Below are 17,007 nucleotides of genomic sequence, written 5' to 3'. Positions count from 1 at the left end.
GGTAGTTCAAAAAGGTAAAAGCCAACCTTTTTGAACTACCTCTTTTATGAAGCGGAAAGCTGTTTGTTTTCCTTGTATGCTGATTGTCTTTTCTGTCGAATGTTATTTCGAGATATATTCGTTAAGATCGCTAGCGAAATAAGTGTGATTAACAAAGATGATCCTCCATTACTAATCAACGGAAGTGGAATTCCTGTAATTGGAAGTAAACCAGTGACAGCCCCAACGTTAAAAATAATTTGAATGGAGATTTGAAAAACGATCCCAAAGGCAAGCAAGCTTCCAAATGGATCTTTACATTTCGTTCCAATCATAACTCCCCGTGTTAGAATAAGAGCATGAGCACCTAAAACAAACAAGACACCTAAAAGACCTAACTCTTCTGCCACAACAGCTAAAATAAAATCTGTATGTGCCTCTGGTAAATAAAATAACTTCTGAACACTTTGGCCGAGACCCGTACCACCTAAACCACCATGAGCAATCGCAATATATGATTGAATGACTTGGTGTCCTGTATCAGTTGGATCAGCGAACGGATCTTGAAATGAAGTCAATCGCTTAACACGGTATGGTGCTGATAAAGCAAATACGATAAATAAAGATACGCCAACAGCCGCTAAGCCTATTAAATGCCTCCATTTCGCTCCAGAGAAAAACACCAGCAATAATGTAACTAAAAGTATGGACGTAGCTGTCCCTAAATCAGGTTGCATCATAATTAAGCCAAAAACAAAACCGACTACAACTAAAGGCGGCATAACTCCTTTAATGAATTGATCTATATAAGCTTGTTTATGAGAATAGACTTGAGCTAAATAAATAATTATCCCAAGTTTCACAAATTCAGATGGCTGAATTCTTAAAGGACCAAGATCTACCCAACGCTCTGCACCGTTAATATTAGCTCCAAGTCCAGGCACTTTCACAAGTATAAGTGCTATAAGTGACATAACGATGATTATAGGTGACATTTTTCTATATAATCGATAAGGAAAATGCATAATAACAAAATAAGCAAAGGTCGCTAACCCAAACCATAAAAATTGTCTGTGTATAAAAGCATATGGATCCGGGTTTTCCCTTACAATTCCTAGTGCATAACTTGAGCTAAATACCATCACTAACCCAAACGCAGCCAAAAGGAACGTCGTGATGATTAGCAACCAATCGTTATCTTTTCGAAATGAATACTTCATCGCGCCCCCCTTGCTTTTTTGGAACAACGTTACACTAAATCTTATTTTAATGGTTAACTAGTAAATGGCGAATACAAACTTCTTTAAAGTCAATTTAAAATGACTCTCCCATTTTATCTACCTTATTATATCAAACGACATATGTAAGCAAAAGGGGCATTCAGTGCCAACCCTTGTCGAACTTACAAAGTATTTCCTCTTTAGTCGTAGTCACAAACCAGTTAAGAAAAACATCGAGCGGTCTTTTCTTAGAAGCAATGAGCCGACCTGCTGATTCTTTCAAGTCATCTCTTCAAGTTAGGCTTTCACCATTCATCGAAACCCATATCACTCGACTCTAACTCTTTTGACGGTGTTTCTTTTTATTAAGAAACCTAAATCTAGCTCCTAGAACTTGCCCTGCCAAATTAGAACGATAGCCGAGGTATAAATAGATAACTGCACCAACTGCGATCCCAAGAAATAAATTTGGAAACGCACGTAGCTGCGAAGTGATTGGTAGGAACGTTTGCATACCGGCATTCACAACACTTACACCAACAGCCATGATTGCGGCAAAGATGCTAATTAAGAGGGCTCGCTTAGCAATCAATGTGTAATTAAATTCAGCAAACTTTCCAATCGCCCAAACCGTAATCACGATTGATGAGAGATAACCAATATAGGTAGCTAGCACGCCTCCAACTGGACCTAGTACTGAAAGTAACCAACTGTTTGTAATAAACTTTAAACCAAGGCCTACACTAAGAGCAATAATAGCGAATTTTTGTTTGTTCATTCCTTGCAATATCGAGGCAGTTACAGCAAAAAGCGAAAAGAATAACGTGATTGGTGCGTAATAACGTAAGATATATCCGCCAATCTCAAAGTCGTCCATGCCATAAAGAGCAGCAAATGCCGGATAGGCTAAAACTGACATTCCAACGGCTGCTGGAATCGTTAGAAATAAAATAAGTTGATACGTTTGATCAATTTGCTTTTGCAATAAAAGCTTATCATTTGTTGTATACGATTTTGTAATAGTTGGTAAAAGAGTAATCGATAAAGCTGTTGCAAGCGCCATTGGAATAAGAATGATCTTATGTGCAGTATTTGAAAAGACAGCAAAAGCAACTTCAGATTCTTTTTGACTTAACATGGAACCTATTAACGTCTTGTTAAACGTAAACAAATCAATGAGCTGATAAAGAGGGATCGCTAGCCCAACAAAAGAAAGGGGTAACGCATATTTAATTAATTCCCGATAAATAGACTTTAATGGTAATTGATGATCGACCTTACTTTGTTCAATTTGCTCATGGATATATTTTTTCCGTTTAAACCAGTATGTTAACAACACGACCAGCCCACCAATAGCCCCTACAAAAGCTGCAAATGTAGCAAAACCTACAGCTATACCAATCGTTCCATTCATCACTTCTACAATCGAATACGTAATGGCAAGAATGAAAACAATCCGAACAATTTGTTCAACTACTTGTGAGACGGCCGTCGGACCCATTGATTGATACCCTTGAAAATATCCACGTATGATCGACATTACCGGAACAATGATTAAAGCTACACTCACCATCCGAATCGTAAAAACAATATCCTCAAACGTATTACCTTCTTCGGTTGGATTTTCAATGATGAGAGGAACTAGGTACGGTGCTGCAAAATACAAAAGCAAAAAAGCAATAAATCCTGAGATCGACATAACAATAAGGCCTGATTTAAACAAACGGTGCCCCGTGCGATAATCGCCTAAAGCATTGTATTTTGATACAAATTTAGATACAGCTAGTGGTACGCCAAGCGTTGCTAAACTCAGTAAAAAGGTGTACGGTAAATATCCATATGTATATAGAGCTATTCCTGTTTGACCAACAATTGCTGTAAATGGAAATATATAGATAAGACCTAGTATTTTCGAAGCGAAAGTGGCTGCGGTTAACACCATCGTTCCGCGCATTAACTTTGAATCAGACATTCCATGATACCTTCTTTCAATAGATACTTGACTAATGAATAAAAAAAAGGTGCAAGCTGAAAATAAGCATCCTTAATCCGTTAGAACTCCTTTTGCATTTTACCATAGTATGATGCTCGTTGCTCGTTTTATCAAATTCCTTTTTACATTCAAACATGCTACTCTTGTACCATACGTCCCAAAACTGATTTCCTCTTTTTTAATATATTTCAAAGCAAAATCAAGCCGTTCTAGGCTATTAAAAGTTAATACATCGCGTTTTGCTTTTTAAAGCACACATACTGTTTCGAGGTGAAAATGATGAAAAAATATGACGTCATCGTAATTGGTGGTGGCCCTTCTGGATTAATGGCTTCGATCGCAGCAGCCGAGCATGGAGCGACTGTGCTTCTTGTTGATAAAGGAAATAAACTCGGTCGAAAGCTAGCCATTTCTGGTGGTGGACGTTGTAATGTAACCAATCGCATGGAAATTCAAGATTTAATCGCTCACATTCCAGGAAATGGTCGCTTCATGCATAGTCCTTTCTCTGTTTTCAATAACGAAAATATCATTCAATTTTTCGAAGGGTTAGGTATTCAGCTTAAAGAAGAAGATCGGGGACGCATGTTTCCCGTGAATGACAAAGCAACCACGGTCGTTGAAACGTTACTAAACCAAGTCCGGAAACTAGGAGTTGACATTCGTATAAATACCGCGGTTAAAACAATTAACTATGATCAAGAAGCAGTGTCCGAAGTCGTTTTACAAAGCGGTGAACGTCTCCCAACTACTAGTGTTATTGTCGCAACTGGTGGGAAATCAGTGCCGCACACCGGCAGCACAGGCGATGGTTATCCATGGGCAGAAAAAGCCGGTCATACGATTACAGAGCTTTATCCAACTGAGGTGCCTATCACATCAAACGAGACATTTATCCGTGAGAAAACACTGCAAGGCTTATCATTACGAGACATTGAACTTTCCGTCTTTGATCCAAAGGGGAAAAAAATAAAAACTCATGATGGGGATATGATCTTTACTCACTTTGGTATTTCTGGTCCGGCTGCTCTTCGCTGTAGTCAATATGTGGTAAAAGCTTTAAAGAAATTCAAAACCAAAACCATTAAAATGGAAATAGACCTCTTCCCATCATTAACAGAAGAAGCTCTATTTCAACAATTATTAGCTAAAATAAAAGCTGAACCAAAAAAATCTTTAAAAAATCTTTTAAAAGGTTTTGCTACAGAACGTTTTTTACTTTTTGCTTATGACAAGCTTTCTATAGATAGCCAGGCTCAGGCATCAACGGTTACGCATGAGGTTCTACGTTCAATTGCTAATCTATGTAAGCATTTCTCTCTAGAGGCGAATGGCACGTTATCAATTGAAAAGGCTTTTGTAACAGGGGGAGGCATTTCGATTAAAGAGATAGAACCGAAAAGGATGCACTCAAAAAAGAAACAAGGACTGTTTTTCTGTGGAGAAGTTCTTGATATTCATGGCTATACAGGTGGGTATAACATTACAGTTGCTTTTTCCACAGGTTATACCGCCGGAAAATCAGCAGCAGAACAAGTCATCCACAATTAATATCCACATTATCCACAGATTTTGAGTTTATTTATATCTTTTCTGTCCAAATATCAAAATCATTGCAAATTCACTGTTTTATTCTGTGGATAGTTTTTTTATCCACAATGTTATACACAATATGAACAGGTAAAAAGGACCTGTGTACGGAGTCCTTTTTACAGTTTATTTCGACAATTCAGTATCATTAAGTACTTTATTAACGCATCCTGGTCTTCTTCTGTAAAACCAGTAGTTCGATCGACCCGAAATTCATGACCGACGCCTTCTGTGTAAACATCCTTTAATTCAGGAACGGCAAGATTTGTTTGAATCACTTTTTGTCTAAGGTCTTTATCAATAAGCGCTTTTAGACTGTTATAAGGATCTGGTAGCTTTCCTTTCATTAACGTGCCCGGAATTCAAGTTATTTCTCTTGATCTTTTCCAACCGCAACTCCCCGTCGTGAAGATATGGGGCCGTTATTTCAAGACCAATTAAGCCTTTTACTTTATAACCACCATTTGTTCGAATGGAATAAGCGGGATTTTGTGCTTCAACTTCTTCAGGAGAAAGATAAATCCCCATTAAGTCATAGGCAATCTGCTCCTCAAAATCTGTTCTATACTCATTCACAATTTGATAATCATAAGACACATAAGCGTAATCAGATTTAATTAGTTTCCAACTAAAGAACAAGATCACAATAATGGCTAGACTTATAAAAAGTATTTTTAATTTCCTCACGGGTAAAACCTTCTTTTCCTGCACGTAAACCATTAGGATAAAAAGAATGTTAAAAACATCAAGAATCCATTTTTAAGTACATGGAAATAGTAAAGGCCAATTAAGCAAACATGTTAGAGTATCTAATTTGCTTATTACTTGTGATAAAGTCAGAAATATTATAGGAGCCTCTGCATCTTATCAGGAACCTTTTTTACAACCAATAGAAAAAAAGCAGACCCATTCTCACGAGAATGAATCTGCTACATTTACCTTATCCCACCACGATATTCACTAGCTTGCCCGGAACCGCGATAACTTTACGAATCGTCTTTTCACCAATCGCACTTAATACTTTCTCGTCTTGCTTTGCAATCTTTTCCATTTGCTCACGAGTGGCATCTGTTGGGATCACTAATTTGGCTTTTACTTTTCCGTTGATTTGAACAACCACTTCTACTTCATTTTCCACTAGTAAAGCTTCATCAAAGGTAGGCCAAGCCTCATAACTAATTGTTCCTGAGCGCCCTAACTTTTCCCATAACTCCTCAGCCAAATGTGGAGCAATCGGGGCAAGCATTTTAACAAATCCTTCCATCAATTCCTTTGGTAACACTTCTTGCTTATAGCCCTCGTTAATGAACACCATCATTTGTGAAATCGCAACATTAAAGCGAAGCTCTGTCATATCGTCCGTTATTTTTTTCACTGATTGATGATAGACACGTGTAAAGCCTTCTGAACCGGCTTTATCTTGGATTTGTGAGTTCAATTGACCTGTTGCTTCATCAACAAATAACCTCCATACACGATCAAGGAAACGACGAGCTCCATCTAAACCACCCGTCGACCAAGCGATTGAACCGTCTAACGGGCCCATAAACATTTCATATAACCGCAATGTATCAGCACCATGGCTTTCTACAACATCGTCAGGGTTAACAACATTCCCTTTCGACTTACTCATTTTTTCGTTGTTTTCTCCAAGAATCATTCCTTGGTTAAATAATTTTTGGAATGGTTCTTTTGTTGGGACAACACCGATATCATAAAGAAACTTATGCCAGAAACGAGCATATAACAAGTGAAGAACTGCATGCTCCGCCCCGCCGATATAAATATCAACAGGAAGCCATTTTTTAATTTTTTCTGGATCAGCAAGTGCTTTTGTATTTCTAGGATCAATAAAACGAAGGTAATACCAGCAACTGCCAGCCCATTGCGGCATTGTATTCGTTTCACGACGTCCTTTTTTTCCTGTTTCAGAATCAACGACTTCTACCCAACTTTTTTCATTGGCTAGCGGAGACTCTCCTGTGCCAGATGGTCTGATTTCCTGCATTTTTGGCAATGCAAGTGGAAGCTCACTCTCTGGCACGGTTGTCATCGTACCATCTTCCCAATGAATAACAGGGATCGGTTCCCCCCAGTAACGTTGACGGCTAAACAACCAATCACGAAGGCGATATGTCACTTGCTTCTTCCCGTAGTGATTTGCTTCGAGCCAATCAATCATATTACGAATAGCTGTATCTTTATCAAGCCCGTTTAAAAAATCGGAGTTCACATGCTCTCCATCACCCGTATAAGCCTCTGTTTCGATATCCCCGCCTGCCACAACTTCTTGTATCTTTAAGTCAAATACTTTAGCAAATTCATAGTCACGCTCATCATGAGCAGGAACAGCCATAATCGCTCCAGTTCCGTAACTAACTAGAACGTAATCGGCAATCCAGATTGGAATACGTTCTCCATTTACAGGGTTAACCGCAAAAGCTCCGGTAAAGATGCCTGTTTTTTCTTTAGATAATTCAGTACGCTCTAAATCACTTTTAGCGGCAACCTTCGCTTTGTATGTATCTACTTGCTCTTGCTGCTCAGCTGTCGTGATCACGTCCACAAGTTTATGTTCAGGAGCTATTACCAGGTAGGTCGCACCAAAAAGCGTATCTGGGCGTGTTGTAAACACTTTTACATCTTCTTGATCATGTCCGTCTACCTTAAACGTAACTTCTGCTCCTTCAGATTTCCCAATCCAGTTACGTTGCATATCTTTAATGCTTTCAGGCCAATCAAGATCTTCAAGATCTTCTAGCAAACGATCGGCATACGCTGTAATTTTCAACATCCATTGCTTCATTGGACGGCGTTCTACTGGATGGCCGCCACGCTCACTCTTGCCATCAATTACTTCTTCATTGGCCAGAACCGTTCCAAGTGCTGGACACCAGTTAACAGCAACCTCATCAATGTAAGCTAAATCCTTTTCAAAAAGCTTGGTGAAAATCCATTGCGTCCATTTGTAGTACTCCGGATCAGTCGTATTAATTTCACGGTCCCAATCATAAGAAAAGCCTAGATCTTTAATTTGTCGGCGAAACGTATTGATATTCTTTTCCGTAAATTCAGCTGGGTCATTTCCTGTATCGAGTGCATATTGCTCAGCAGGTAATCCAAATGCATCCCACCCCATCGGATGCAGCACATTATACCCTTGCATTCTTTTCATACGTGATAAAATATCAGTTGCTGTATAGCCTTCTGGATGACCAACATGAAGACCGGCCCCAGAAGGATACGGGAACATATCTAGCGCGTAAAACTTCGGTTTATTTTCGTCCTCAGTCGTACGGAACGTTTTATTTTCTTCCCAATACTGTTGCCACTTTTTTTCGACTTGTACATGTGAAAATGACATCTTTTCCATCCTCCTATAGTTAACCCTTTGTTCAAATGGTGATTTAATAGAGCTAGTCCTGAAGAAAAGATAAAAACAACCTATCCTTTTATCTTCTCGGTCATACAAAAAGACTCCCACCCCTAACAAGATTGTTAGGGACGAGAGTCATCTATACTTCCCGCGGTACCACCCACATTAATGAATTTAATCATTCGCTCTTCACGTGTAACGTTCGTGACCCGTTGAAAGATAATTCTCTCAAAACTCCAAGGCGAGTTCGTCATAGTTGTTCGACTGACTTGCACCAACCGTCAGCTCTCTAGTTTCCCAAATATGAGTACTACTCCTTTTCTACGTCAGCATATGAACTTACTTGTTATTTTAGGGATTCAAACCCTCACTGTCAAGCAGGCTAACCACCAACTGATACTTCTTCTTCTTTTCGGTTGAATTGTTTTAACCGTTTAGTCGTAGATAAATAAAACAGCAATAGTAAATCCAAACAAAATTATTAGCAGCAAATCAAAAGCTCTCAGCCATTGCAATGTTTTAAGTCGATCCGAGTGGTTTTCTCGGATCGACGCGCAGTGAGTGAAGCCATTGCAACTCCGCATTAGTATCAATCAACCAATAATTCACGTTAACAGCCGAAGACGTCTTAGAAGATCTCTCACTATTTGCAATCTCTTTCTTTCGTAACACCTTAATAAAGTACTTTTTTGAAGATTCTTTTTCAGACGTGCTACAATAAAAGTAGATCAATGACAGAAGTTAAGATAGAAAGGCGAGATCAATGAGCATAGCTAATTTCGGAGAAAAACGTTATTATTCTTGGAATCATTATTTGAAAAATCATTTTGGCGAAAAAGTATTTAAGGTACCTCTTGATGCTGGTTTTGATTGTCCAAATCGTGACGGCAATGTCGCACATGGTGGATGTACATTTTGTAGTGAAAGAGGATCAGGAGATTTTGCTGGAGATCGACGGGATGATCTTGTTACACAATTTAATACGATTAAAGAACGTATGCATAAAAAATGGAAAACTGGAAAATATATCGGTTACTTTCAAGCCTATTCAAATACGTATGCACCTGTCGAAACATTACGAGAATATTTTGAAGTGATCTTACAGCAAGAAGGGGTTGTTGGTCTTTCGATTGCAACGAGACCTGACTGCCTTCCAGACGACGTCATTGACTATTTAGCTGAACTTAACAAACGAACGTTCTTATGGGTTGAACTTGGTTTGCAAACGGTCCATGAGAGAACAGCTCTACTCATCAATCGCGCTCATGATTATCAATGCTATAAGGAAGGTGTAGAAAAGCTTAGAAAACATGGTATTAATGTTTGTGCCCATATTATTAATGGCCTCCCACTTGAGGACCATAAGATGATGATGGAAACCACTCAAGAAGTCGTGAAGTTGGATGTTCAAGGAATTAAAATCCACCTTCTTCATTTATTAAAAAAAACGCCAATGGTGAAACAGTTTGAAAAAGGACTGGTTGAATTGATGAGTCAAGAAACTTATATTAGTCTTGTTGTTGATCAATTAGAAGTGTTACCCCCAGAAATGGTCATTCACCGCTTAACCGGAGATGGGCCTGCTGATATTATGATTGGTCCGATGTGGAGCATGAATAAGTGGAGTGTTCTTAATGGAATTGAATCTGAACTTTTGAGGCGCGATAGTTGGCAAGGAAAATTCTATATAAAGGAGCCATTAAACCAATGAAAATATACGGTGTTTTACCTTTTGCCCGTTTCCTATTAGAACAAGCCATTCAAGCTGGTGATATTGCTGTCGATTGTACGGTAGGAAATGGTCATGACACTCTTTTTCTCGCAAATCTAGTAGGGGAAGACGGATTGGTTTATGGATTTGATATTCAAGAACAAGCGATAGCAGCTACAACTAGTCGATTACAGGAGCATCATGTTTTATCAAGAGTAGAACTTATCCAAAGAGGACACGAGAACGTACGTCAGGTGATTTCAAAACTGGATTACAGGCGCTTAAAAGGAGCCATTTTTAATTTGGGCTTTTTGCCAGGAGGAGATAAATCCATTGTCACAACATACACCTCCACATTGGCCGCTGTTAGTGCCTTACTTGAAATGATGGCTCCTAGCGGTATCATCGTTCTTGTCATTTATCATGGACATGACGAGGGAAAGGAAGAGAAAAATCAGGTACTTTCTTTTGTTGAGCAAATTGATCAACGTCATGCACACGTACTCAAATATGAGTTTATTAATCAAGCAAACGATCCTCCTTTCATCATCGCAATTGAAAAGCGCTAATTTTTGACAAATCAAAAAAAAGCGTCGAAAATATAGAAAAATTAATTTATTAAGGGGAATAACTATGACTTTGCTAGATAATGTATTGGCTCACAACCAAAAGTTTGTGAATGATAAACAATATGAGGGCTTCCAAACAACCAAGTATCCTGACAAGAAAGTAGTCATCTTTACCTGTATGGACACACGGCTCTCTCAGCTACTTCGATCTGCTATGGATATCAATCACGGCGATGCCAAATTCATTAAAAATGCCGGGGCTGTTATCTCACATCCATTTGGAAGTGTTATGCGTAGCATTCTTTTGGCTGTCTATGAACTAAAAGCAGAGGAAGTTATGGTTGTGGGACATCACAACTGTGGAATGGCTGGATTGGAATCAGATGGCATTGTCAAAAAGGCGAAAGAAAGAGGAGTTAGTTTAAAAACCATTGAAACACTAGAGTTCGCAGGAATTGATATTAAATCATTTCTGACTGGCTTTAATAATGTCGAAGAAAGTGTTAGAAATAGTGTGAAATTGATAAAAAACCACCCCCTACTCCCAGATACGATTCCAGTCCATGGACTCGTAATCTCTCCTGATACTGGATCTTTAGATCTAATTGTTGATGGATATGGTACAAAAAGCACCGTGAATGATGTTAAGTAGTTCCGTTTTTGTGGAGAAACACAAGAAATAACATCTCATGAAAATAGCCAGTTTTACAAAAATAACGGATTGTATGTCCGCTAACCATCAGTCAACGCCCTTTATTTAATAGGGGGCGTATCTTAAATATGATATATGAGCTTGGATTAAAATAATAATCCAAGCGCTTTTGTCTGCTAATTGTTTTGTTATTTCACTCGTTATTTATACTTTTCTTTTACTTTTTCTCCACATTATCGGAACTACTTAGAATGATGTTAGGTTACTTTTTTGCGATTTCTTCTAAACATCCACCTATTTAAAAAGAAAAGAAGGGTTGGCAATCCGCCCATCTTGATCATTTGTTTTGATTTCTTTTTTAAATCCTTATCACCTTGCACTTTTTCATCGGCAATATAGATGGCAATGATCCCACGAATAATCATCCGGTGAAACTGTGGGTCAGGCAATTTTGCAATATATTCTTCTGCTTTTTCGACAAAGAATCGAAAACGCTCAATCATATGTTCTTCATTTTCATAATAAAATAAAAAGTTCAATTCATCATCTGCAATGTCTTCTTCTTGATCAATGAAATAATCGAGTAAAATATGTACGCCTTGAAGCCAAGGATAATAACCATCCTTCAATACTTTTGCTGTTTCCTCTGTTAAATTTGCTTTGGTTGCGTAAGTCGCTTGTGCGTAAATTCCTAAAGTCGATGCGGTACAAGCTGAAAACTCAAACCATGTCATCTCAGGAACTTTATGCTGATGTTTGGCAAACCATTTTTCTAACCGCGGGATACGTTCTTCTTTTATTACATGTTTATGTACTTGTAAATCGCCATAGTAACCACTTAATTCAAGCATTCCTGTCTGTACTTTTTCAAAAGATGGGAAGGTGATCAGAATATCTTGACATGTTTTTACTAAAGCATGTAAATACCCGCCATCTTCTTGCTCTTTTCGATATTGATAATAATTTTTCAAACTTGCTCCTGGAGTTAACGCATCAATCAATGCTTGATGCAGTGATCTGAAATCATTTGGATCTAGAGACGGACTCTGATCACAGAGATTATCAAGATAATCACATGTAATCTGATAAGCAATAATGAATTGAATGAGATCATCAAAGCGGTCTCTTGCAACTAAGCCAAACACACCTCCACCCTCACAATGAAACTTCTTTTTTTGAATGGCATCAAGAGCCTGTGAACGTAATTCAAGGTCTGGAATCGTTTGAGCTAATTGATCCCATCGATTAAAATAACGATGAACCGTCGGGATCACCTCACGATAAATATTATACAATAAAGGGATTGGCTTGGTCGGGACAGTCAACATTTCTCCTCCTCCGTACTTCCATCATTATACCTTAGCACAATCATTATTTGCAGACAATCAAAGATACAGCTCTTCATGCACACTTTCCAAGGTGAAATGAACCTAAGGCACTAGTAAGTTAACAAAACCAATCGCATAACGGAAAACATCCTCACGCTCCGGTTCATTAAACACTTCATGGAACAACCCATCCCATTCTTTATAAAACTTTTCCGTTGACGCGATATCATCAAACCATGTTCGAACCTCAAGTTTATCGACTAAATGATCGTCACCCGCTTGCAAAACAAGGATAGGAAGGTTTGGAAACTTCTCTGGATACCTTAGTGCGATTCTCATTGCTTTTGTTAACTCCTGATACCATCTTGCTGACACTTTCGTCACCCGTAACTCATCTCTTAAATAGAGTTCACGTATTTCTTCATTACGTGTAGACAGCTCAGAGCGTATCCCAGTGTTTGAACTAAAAGTAGGGACGATACGATGAATTAATTTTGATGCTAAGTCTTTTGATTTTGCAGGTGGTTGACTGAGTCCTAAACAAGGCGATGATAAAATCACTCCTTTTATTAAAGCTGCATTTCTTTCCATTAACATTCGAATGACCACTAGCCCTCCCATACTATGTCCAAGTAAAAATACTGGTAATCCTTTTGTACGAGCTTCTTCTAGCCATTCTTCAACTTGATCTAAGTACTGACTAAATGAATGGATATGTCCTCTTCTTCCCCTCGTCTTTCCTTGACCAGGTAGATCTCCCATCACAACATCAAACCCATGCTCATTCCATTTCTCAGCAAGCCATTGGTACCTCAAGTGATGCTCTCCTGCGCCATGAACAACGACAATGACTCCTCTTGGTTCAGCTACTTCCCATTTCCACATACAGCAACTCCCCTTTGATGAAAATTTTAAAAGAGAACACGACTAGCAATTTTTACGTTAAAATAAGTATAGCGATTTTTTGATCAAACGAAAAGGATGTGGACTTTATGATTTATCGATATCTAGACAAATTTCCAACAATTGCTGAAAGTGCCTTTATTGCCGATGGAGTAACTATAACTGGGGATGTGAAAATTGGGGAAGAATCAAGCATTTGGTTTCAAACTGTCATCCGTGGAGATGTATCTCCTACTCTTATCGGAAACCGCGTAAACATTCAAGATCAATCGATGCTACATCAAAGTCCAAAATATCCTTTGATAATTGAGGATGATGTAACTGTAGGCCATCAAGTCATGCTCCATAGCTGCACAATTCGAAAACAGGCGTTAATTGGAATGGGTTCGATTGTTCTTGATGGAGCAGAAGTTGGAGAAGGTGCCTTTATTGGCGCCGGCAGTCTTGTCCCACCAGGGAAAAAGATCCCGCCAAATACTTTAGCCTTTGGTCGACCAGCAAAAGTGGTTCGAGAATTGAATGAAGAGGACCTGCTCGACATGGCCCGCGTTCGTCGAGAGTATGTAGAGAAGGGCCAGCATTATAAACAGATAATGCAAGAAGCGAAGAAAAAAAGTTAATTACTTTGAATAACATTGATTATTATTATCAATAATAAAAATAAAAGTACGAGAGATTGTGGTAGCAACCTCTCGACTTTTCAAATTAATGTTGTGGTTCAAACGTTTTACAATCAGTTTCTTCTTGGTTGTCCGCTTCTTTACCCGTATGGCTAACTACGTAAATTTTATCAGCTTCACATTGATTACCATTTGCCCAATATACACAGTTATTTACTTCACATAATACATCTTGTGCCATTTGAGTCACCTCCTCTTCCTTTTATTTTGACCAAATGGAGATAAAACCATACAAAAAATGAACCTACATTGGAGGGCACTGAAAAAAAGACGATTTCCACCTTTTTCAATGCCCTTTCTACATGGGCCCTTTTTTGTATGGATTTTATTAACAGATATATTCGGACGGTACCGTTCTGAAATCTATGCGTCACTGACTCTCTACGTCAGATCGAAATTTTATATATCACTTATTTTACCCTTTTTTCACCAGCAATCGTAAACCTCATTTCGATCCCATCTAAATAAACACCATATCGAACACAATCTATTTCCGAGAACTCGCATATAACGACGAAATACGAAAGAAGCAGACTCATCGATGAGTCTGCTTCTTTATATTAATTATTGACCTGCTTGCTCTTTTAATGCAGCTGCCTTATCTGTTTGTTCCCAAGGCAGTTCAACATCTGTACGACCAAAGTGTCCATAAGCAGCTGTTTGCTTGTAAATAGGACGACGAAGGTCAAGCATTTTGATGATACCAGCTGGACGTAGATCAAAATTGTCACGTACTAATGTAACTAATGACTCTTCTGATACTTTCCCCGTTCCAAACGTATCAACAGAAATCGAGACAGGACGAGCTACACCAATGGCATAAGCTAATTGAACCTCACACTTATCAGCAAGACCTGCAGCAACGATATTTTTAGCCACATAACGAGCTGCGTATGCACCAGAGCGATCCACTTTCGTTGCATCTTTACCTGAGAATGCCCCTCCACCGTGACGAGCGTAACCACCGTATGTATCTACGATAATTTTACGTCCAGTAAGACCCGCATCTCCTTGAGGTCCACCAATTACAAACCGACCTGTTGGATTAATAAAATACTTGGTATCTTCGTCAATCAACTCTTTAGGTACAACTGGGTTGATGACGTACTCTTTTAAGTTGCGTTGAATTTGCTCAAGTGCTACTTCTGGGTGATGTTGCGTTGAGATAACAATTGTATCTACACGCAATGGTTTTCCATTCTCATCATATTCAACTGTTACTTGTGTTTTGCCGTCAGGACGTAAGTATGGAAGGATTTCCTCTTTACGAACTTCCGTTAAACGACGCGCAATCTTATGGCTTAATGAAATCGGAAGAGGCATAAGCTCTTTTGTTTCATTATTTGCATAACCAAACATTAACCCTTGGTCTCCTGCACCAATTGCATCAATCTGTTCATCTGTCATTTGACCTTCTCGCGCTTCTAATGCTTGGTCAACACCTTGAGCGATATCAGCAGACTGCTCATCAATCGATGTTAACACAGCGCACGTTTCATAGTCGAAACCATATTTAGCACGAGTGTAGCCAATTCCCTTGATTGTTTCACGAACAATTTTAGGGATATCGACATAAGTACTTGTTGAAATTTCACCAGCTACTAATACTAAACCTGTTGTTACTGATGTTTCACACGCCACACGCGCATTTGGATCATTTGTTAAAATCGCATCAAGGATTGCATCTGAGATTTGATCACAAATTTTATCAGGATGCCCTTCTGTCACAGACTCTGACGTAAACAAACGACGGCTTTTAAATTCTGTCATTCTACAATTTCCTCCTTTAAACACTACTACATTCTTAGCATGTGTCTTTCTTTGAGACGGCACTCATGTCCCACCGAATGGGAAATACCTTCCTGTACAGCGTATAAACGATAAAAACCCTAATCCATTAGAGGAAAAGGGTTGAATGTTTACCTTTAGCCTCTTATCGTTCAAGGCAAATGCCTTGCAGGTTAGCACCTTTTCACTCATGGCTACGAGTGTTGGTTGCTGGGCTTCTTCGGGCCTGTCCCTCCGCCTACTCAGGATAAGAGTATCCGTTCGACGCATATCATAACGCACATGTCGATTACTGTCAACCTGTTCACCCTAACAAGTGCCAAATTATCACAGTTTAATTTCTAAAAATCACTAACCCTATAACGGATAAAGAGATATCTTGCTTTATTGATTAGGATCATCAAAAGATTTAAATACATGTGATGATCCACTCGCTTTGTTTAAACCTAACTTGAACATTGTAAATTTAGTATCTCTAACAAAAACACTTTTCATTCTATATTAATAGGGCGTATCATTTCTTTGAGTGGGCGGGTTGTCTTGATTCCGGCGACGCTCTTCTTCTTTACGTAAACGTTTCTGTTCTTCTTCCTGTTCTAACCGGGCTTCTTCTCTTATCTGCATTCTCATTAATTCATTTTGGTTGTCTCTAGGCTTTACTTGGCTATACACCCCACTTGCCATTAAACCAATAATAAGTGCCATTAAGACCTGTTCCCCCCACTCTCTAGGAATAAACCAAAGAATACCAGCTATACCTAATGCTAAAAGAGCTCGATACTTTTTTTCTACATCAAATGCATTCCCAATCACGGTAACTAAAGCTGCTACTACAGCTGAAACGGTCGCAAGATCTAGCATTGATACTTGATCCACACAGAACGCCTCCTTATTCCTTTTACCTACATCGTATGCAAGAAGTCGATTTGAGGAACAAAACACAATATAAGGGTAAGTTGAAGACTTAAAAAACATAGGTTACGATTCCATTCTTTACCGATTGATGTCCCTATGAAATCTACTTTTTCCCTATTTCAACTAAACAAATTGTATAATTTACTTATTATCTGCACTACTTTCTGCATGACTTATGATTTTTTCATCTTTCTCCACGAACTTTTTGTCACTTTATGCATCTGTCTAAAAATCATTGAGTCACTTTCGTAAACTTCCGCATCACTTCCATGAATAAAGCGTCTCTCTTAGAAGAAACTCTTA

15 protein-coding genes, 1 riboswitch and 1 other annotated feature are annotated in these 17,007 nt (G+C 38.7%); of the genes, 5 read left to right on the top strand and 10 right to left on the bottom strand.

The genetic code is table 11. From position 1 onward, the window contains the following. Positions 1-44: 44 nt before the first annotated feature. Positions 45-1,199 carry a putative lipid II flippase FtsW gene (gene ftsW / locus LDX58_RS09150; protein ID WP_227936538.1) on the bottom strand — a complete coding sequence of 385 codons (1,155 nt, stop codon included), beginning with the start codon at positions 1,197-1,199 and terminating at the stop codon, positions 45-47. Positions 1,200-1,536: 337 nt separating this feature from the next. Next, a complete protein-coding gene (locus LDX58_RS09145) occupies positions 1,537-3,171 on the bottom strand; it encodes a putative polysaccharide biosynthesis protein (RefSeq protein ID WP_227936537.1) in 1,635 nt (544 codons plus the stop codon). Positions 3,172-3,471: 300 nt separating this feature from the next. Between LDX58_RS09145 and LDX58_RS09140 the strand changes: the two genes are divergently transcribed. Then, positions 3,472-4,743 carry a BaiN/RdsA family NAD(P)/FAD-dependent oxidoreductase gene (locus LDX58_RS09140; RefSeq protein ID WP_227936536.1) on the top strand — a complete coding sequence of 424 codons (1,272 nt, stop codon included), beginning with the start codon at positions 3,472-3,474 and terminating at the stop codon, positions 4,741-4,743. 158 nt (positions 4,744-4,901) lie between these two features. Here the strand turns inward: LDX58_RS09140 and LDX58_RS09135 are convergent, their stop codons facing one another. The 3 genes from LDX58_RS09135 to leuS form a co-directional block, all read right to left on the bottom strand. Further along, the gene (locus tag LDX58_RS09135; protein ID WP_227936535.1) at positions 4,902-5,129 is read right to left on the bottom strand and encodes a hypothetical protein; all 228 of its coding nucleotides are present in this window, start codon (positions 5,127-5,129) and stop codon (positions 4,902-4,904) included. After that, positions 5,101-5,469, bottom strand: a complete 369-nt coding sequence (locus tag LDX58_RS09130; RefSeq protein WP_227936534.1) for a hypothetical protein — start codon at positions 5,467-5,469, stop codon at positions 5,101-5,103. Before LDX58_RS09130 ends, LDX58_RS09135 begins: the two co-directional genes overlap by 29 nt. A 253-nt stretch (positions 5,470-5,722) precedes the next feature. Continuing rightward, entirely contained in the window at positions 5,723-8,146 is a 2,424-nt protein-coding gene (leuS, locus tag LDX58_RS09125; protein WP_227936533.1) for a leucine--tRNA ligase, read from the bottom strand. 133 nt (positions 8,147-8,279) lie between these two features. After that, positions 8,280-8,491 (bottom strand) — a binding site (T-box leader). 430 nt (positions 8,492-8,921) lie between these two features. Here leuS and mnmL point away from each other — a divergent pair. The 3 genes from mnmL (at position 8,922) to LDX58_RS09110 (ending at position 11,090) form a co-directional block, all read left to right on the top strand. Next, positions 8,922-9,869, top strand: a complete 948-nt coding sequence (mnmL, locus tag LDX58_RS09120; protein ID WP_227936532.1) for a tRNA modification radical SAM protein MnmL/YtqA — start codon at positions 8,922-8,924, stop codon at positions 9,867-9,869. Next, the gene (mnmM, locus tag LDX58_RS09115; protein ID WP_227936531.1) at positions 9,866-10,438 is read left to right on the top strand and encodes a tRNA 5-(aminomethyl)-2-thiouridylate-methyltransferase MnmM; all 573 of its coding nucleotides are present in this window, start codon (positions 9,866-9,868) and stop codon (positions 10,436-10,438) included. Before mnmL ends, mnmM begins: the two co-directional genes overlap by 4 nt. Before the next feature lie 64 nt (positions 10,439-10,502). Next, a complete protein-coding gene (locus LDX58_RS09110) occupies positions 10,503-11,090 on the top strand; it encodes a beta-class carbonic anhydrase (protein WP_227936530.1) in 588 nt (195 codons plus the stop codon). Between the two features lie 257 nt (positions 11,091-11,347). Here the strand turns inward: LDX58_RS09110 and LDX58_RS09105 are convergent, their stop codons facing one another. Together LDX58_RS09105 and LDX58_RS09100 are read right to left on the bottom strand one after the other, a co-directional pair. Further along, on the bottom strand, positions 11,348-12,415 hold the full coding sequence (locus LDX58_RS09105) for a tetraprenyl-beta-curcumene synthase family protein (RefSeq protein WP_227936529.1): 1,068 nt from the start codon (positions 12,413-12,415) through the stop codon (positions 11,348-11,350). A 105-nt stretch (positions 12,416-12,520) separates the two neighbouring features. Then, positions 12,521-13,303: an alpha/beta hydrolase gene (locus LDX58_RS09100; protein ID WP_227936528.1), complete on the bottom strand. Its 783-nt coding sequence runs from the start codon at positions 13,301-13,303 to the stop codon at positions 12,521-12,523. Between the two features lie 107 nt (positions 13,304-13,410). Here LDX58_RS09100 and LDX58_RS09095 point away from each other — a divergent pair, with 107 nt between their 5' ends. Continuing rightward, positions 13,411-13,941: a gamma carbonic anhydrase gene (locus LDX58_RS09095; RefSeq protein WP_227936527.1), complete on the top strand. Its 531-nt coding sequence runs from the start codon at positions 13,411-13,413 to the stop codon at positions 13,939-13,941. Positions 13,942-14,026: 85 nt separating this feature from the next. Here the strand turns inward: LDX58_RS09095 and LDX58_RS09090 are convergent, their stop codons facing one another. The 3 genes from LDX58_RS09090 to LDX58_RS09080 all read right to left on the bottom strand — a co-directional run bounded on the left by LDX58_RS09090 (position 14,027) and on the right by LDX58_RS09080 (position 16,665). Next, positions 14,027-14,182, bottom strand: coding sequence for a DUF1540 domain-containing protein (locus LDX58_RS09090; protein ID WP_227936526.1), 156 nt, complete (start codon positions 14,180-14,182; stop codon positions 14,027-14,029). A 383-nt stretch (positions 14,183-14,565) separates the two neighbouring features. Then, positions 14,566-15,771: a methionine adenosyltransferase gene (gene metK, locus LDX58_RS09085; RefSeq protein WP_227936525.1), complete on the bottom strand. Its 1,206-nt coding sequence runs from the start codon at positions 15,769-15,771 to the stop codon at positions 14,566-14,568. 160 nt (positions 15,772-15,931) lie between these two features. Further along, a riboswitch (SAM riboswitch) is annotated at positions 15,932-16,043 on the bottom strand. Between the two features lie 247 nt (positions 16,044-16,290). After that, on the bottom strand, positions 16,291-16,665 hold the full coding sequence (locus LDX58_RS09080; RefSeq protein ID WP_227936524.1) for a hypothetical protein: 375 nt from the start codon (positions 16,663-16,665) through the stop codon (positions 16,291-16,293). Positions 16,666-17,007: the final 342 nt, after the last annotated feature.

Source organism: Alkalihalobacillus deserti (assembly GCF_020734105.1).
GTDB classification, from domain to species: Bacteria; Bacillota; Bacilli; order Bacillales; family Bacillaceae_D; genus Halalkalibacter; species Halalkalibacter deserti.
Note: the sequence above shows the minus strand (reverse complement) of the source record. Positions and strands in the feature narration are given on the sequence as shown.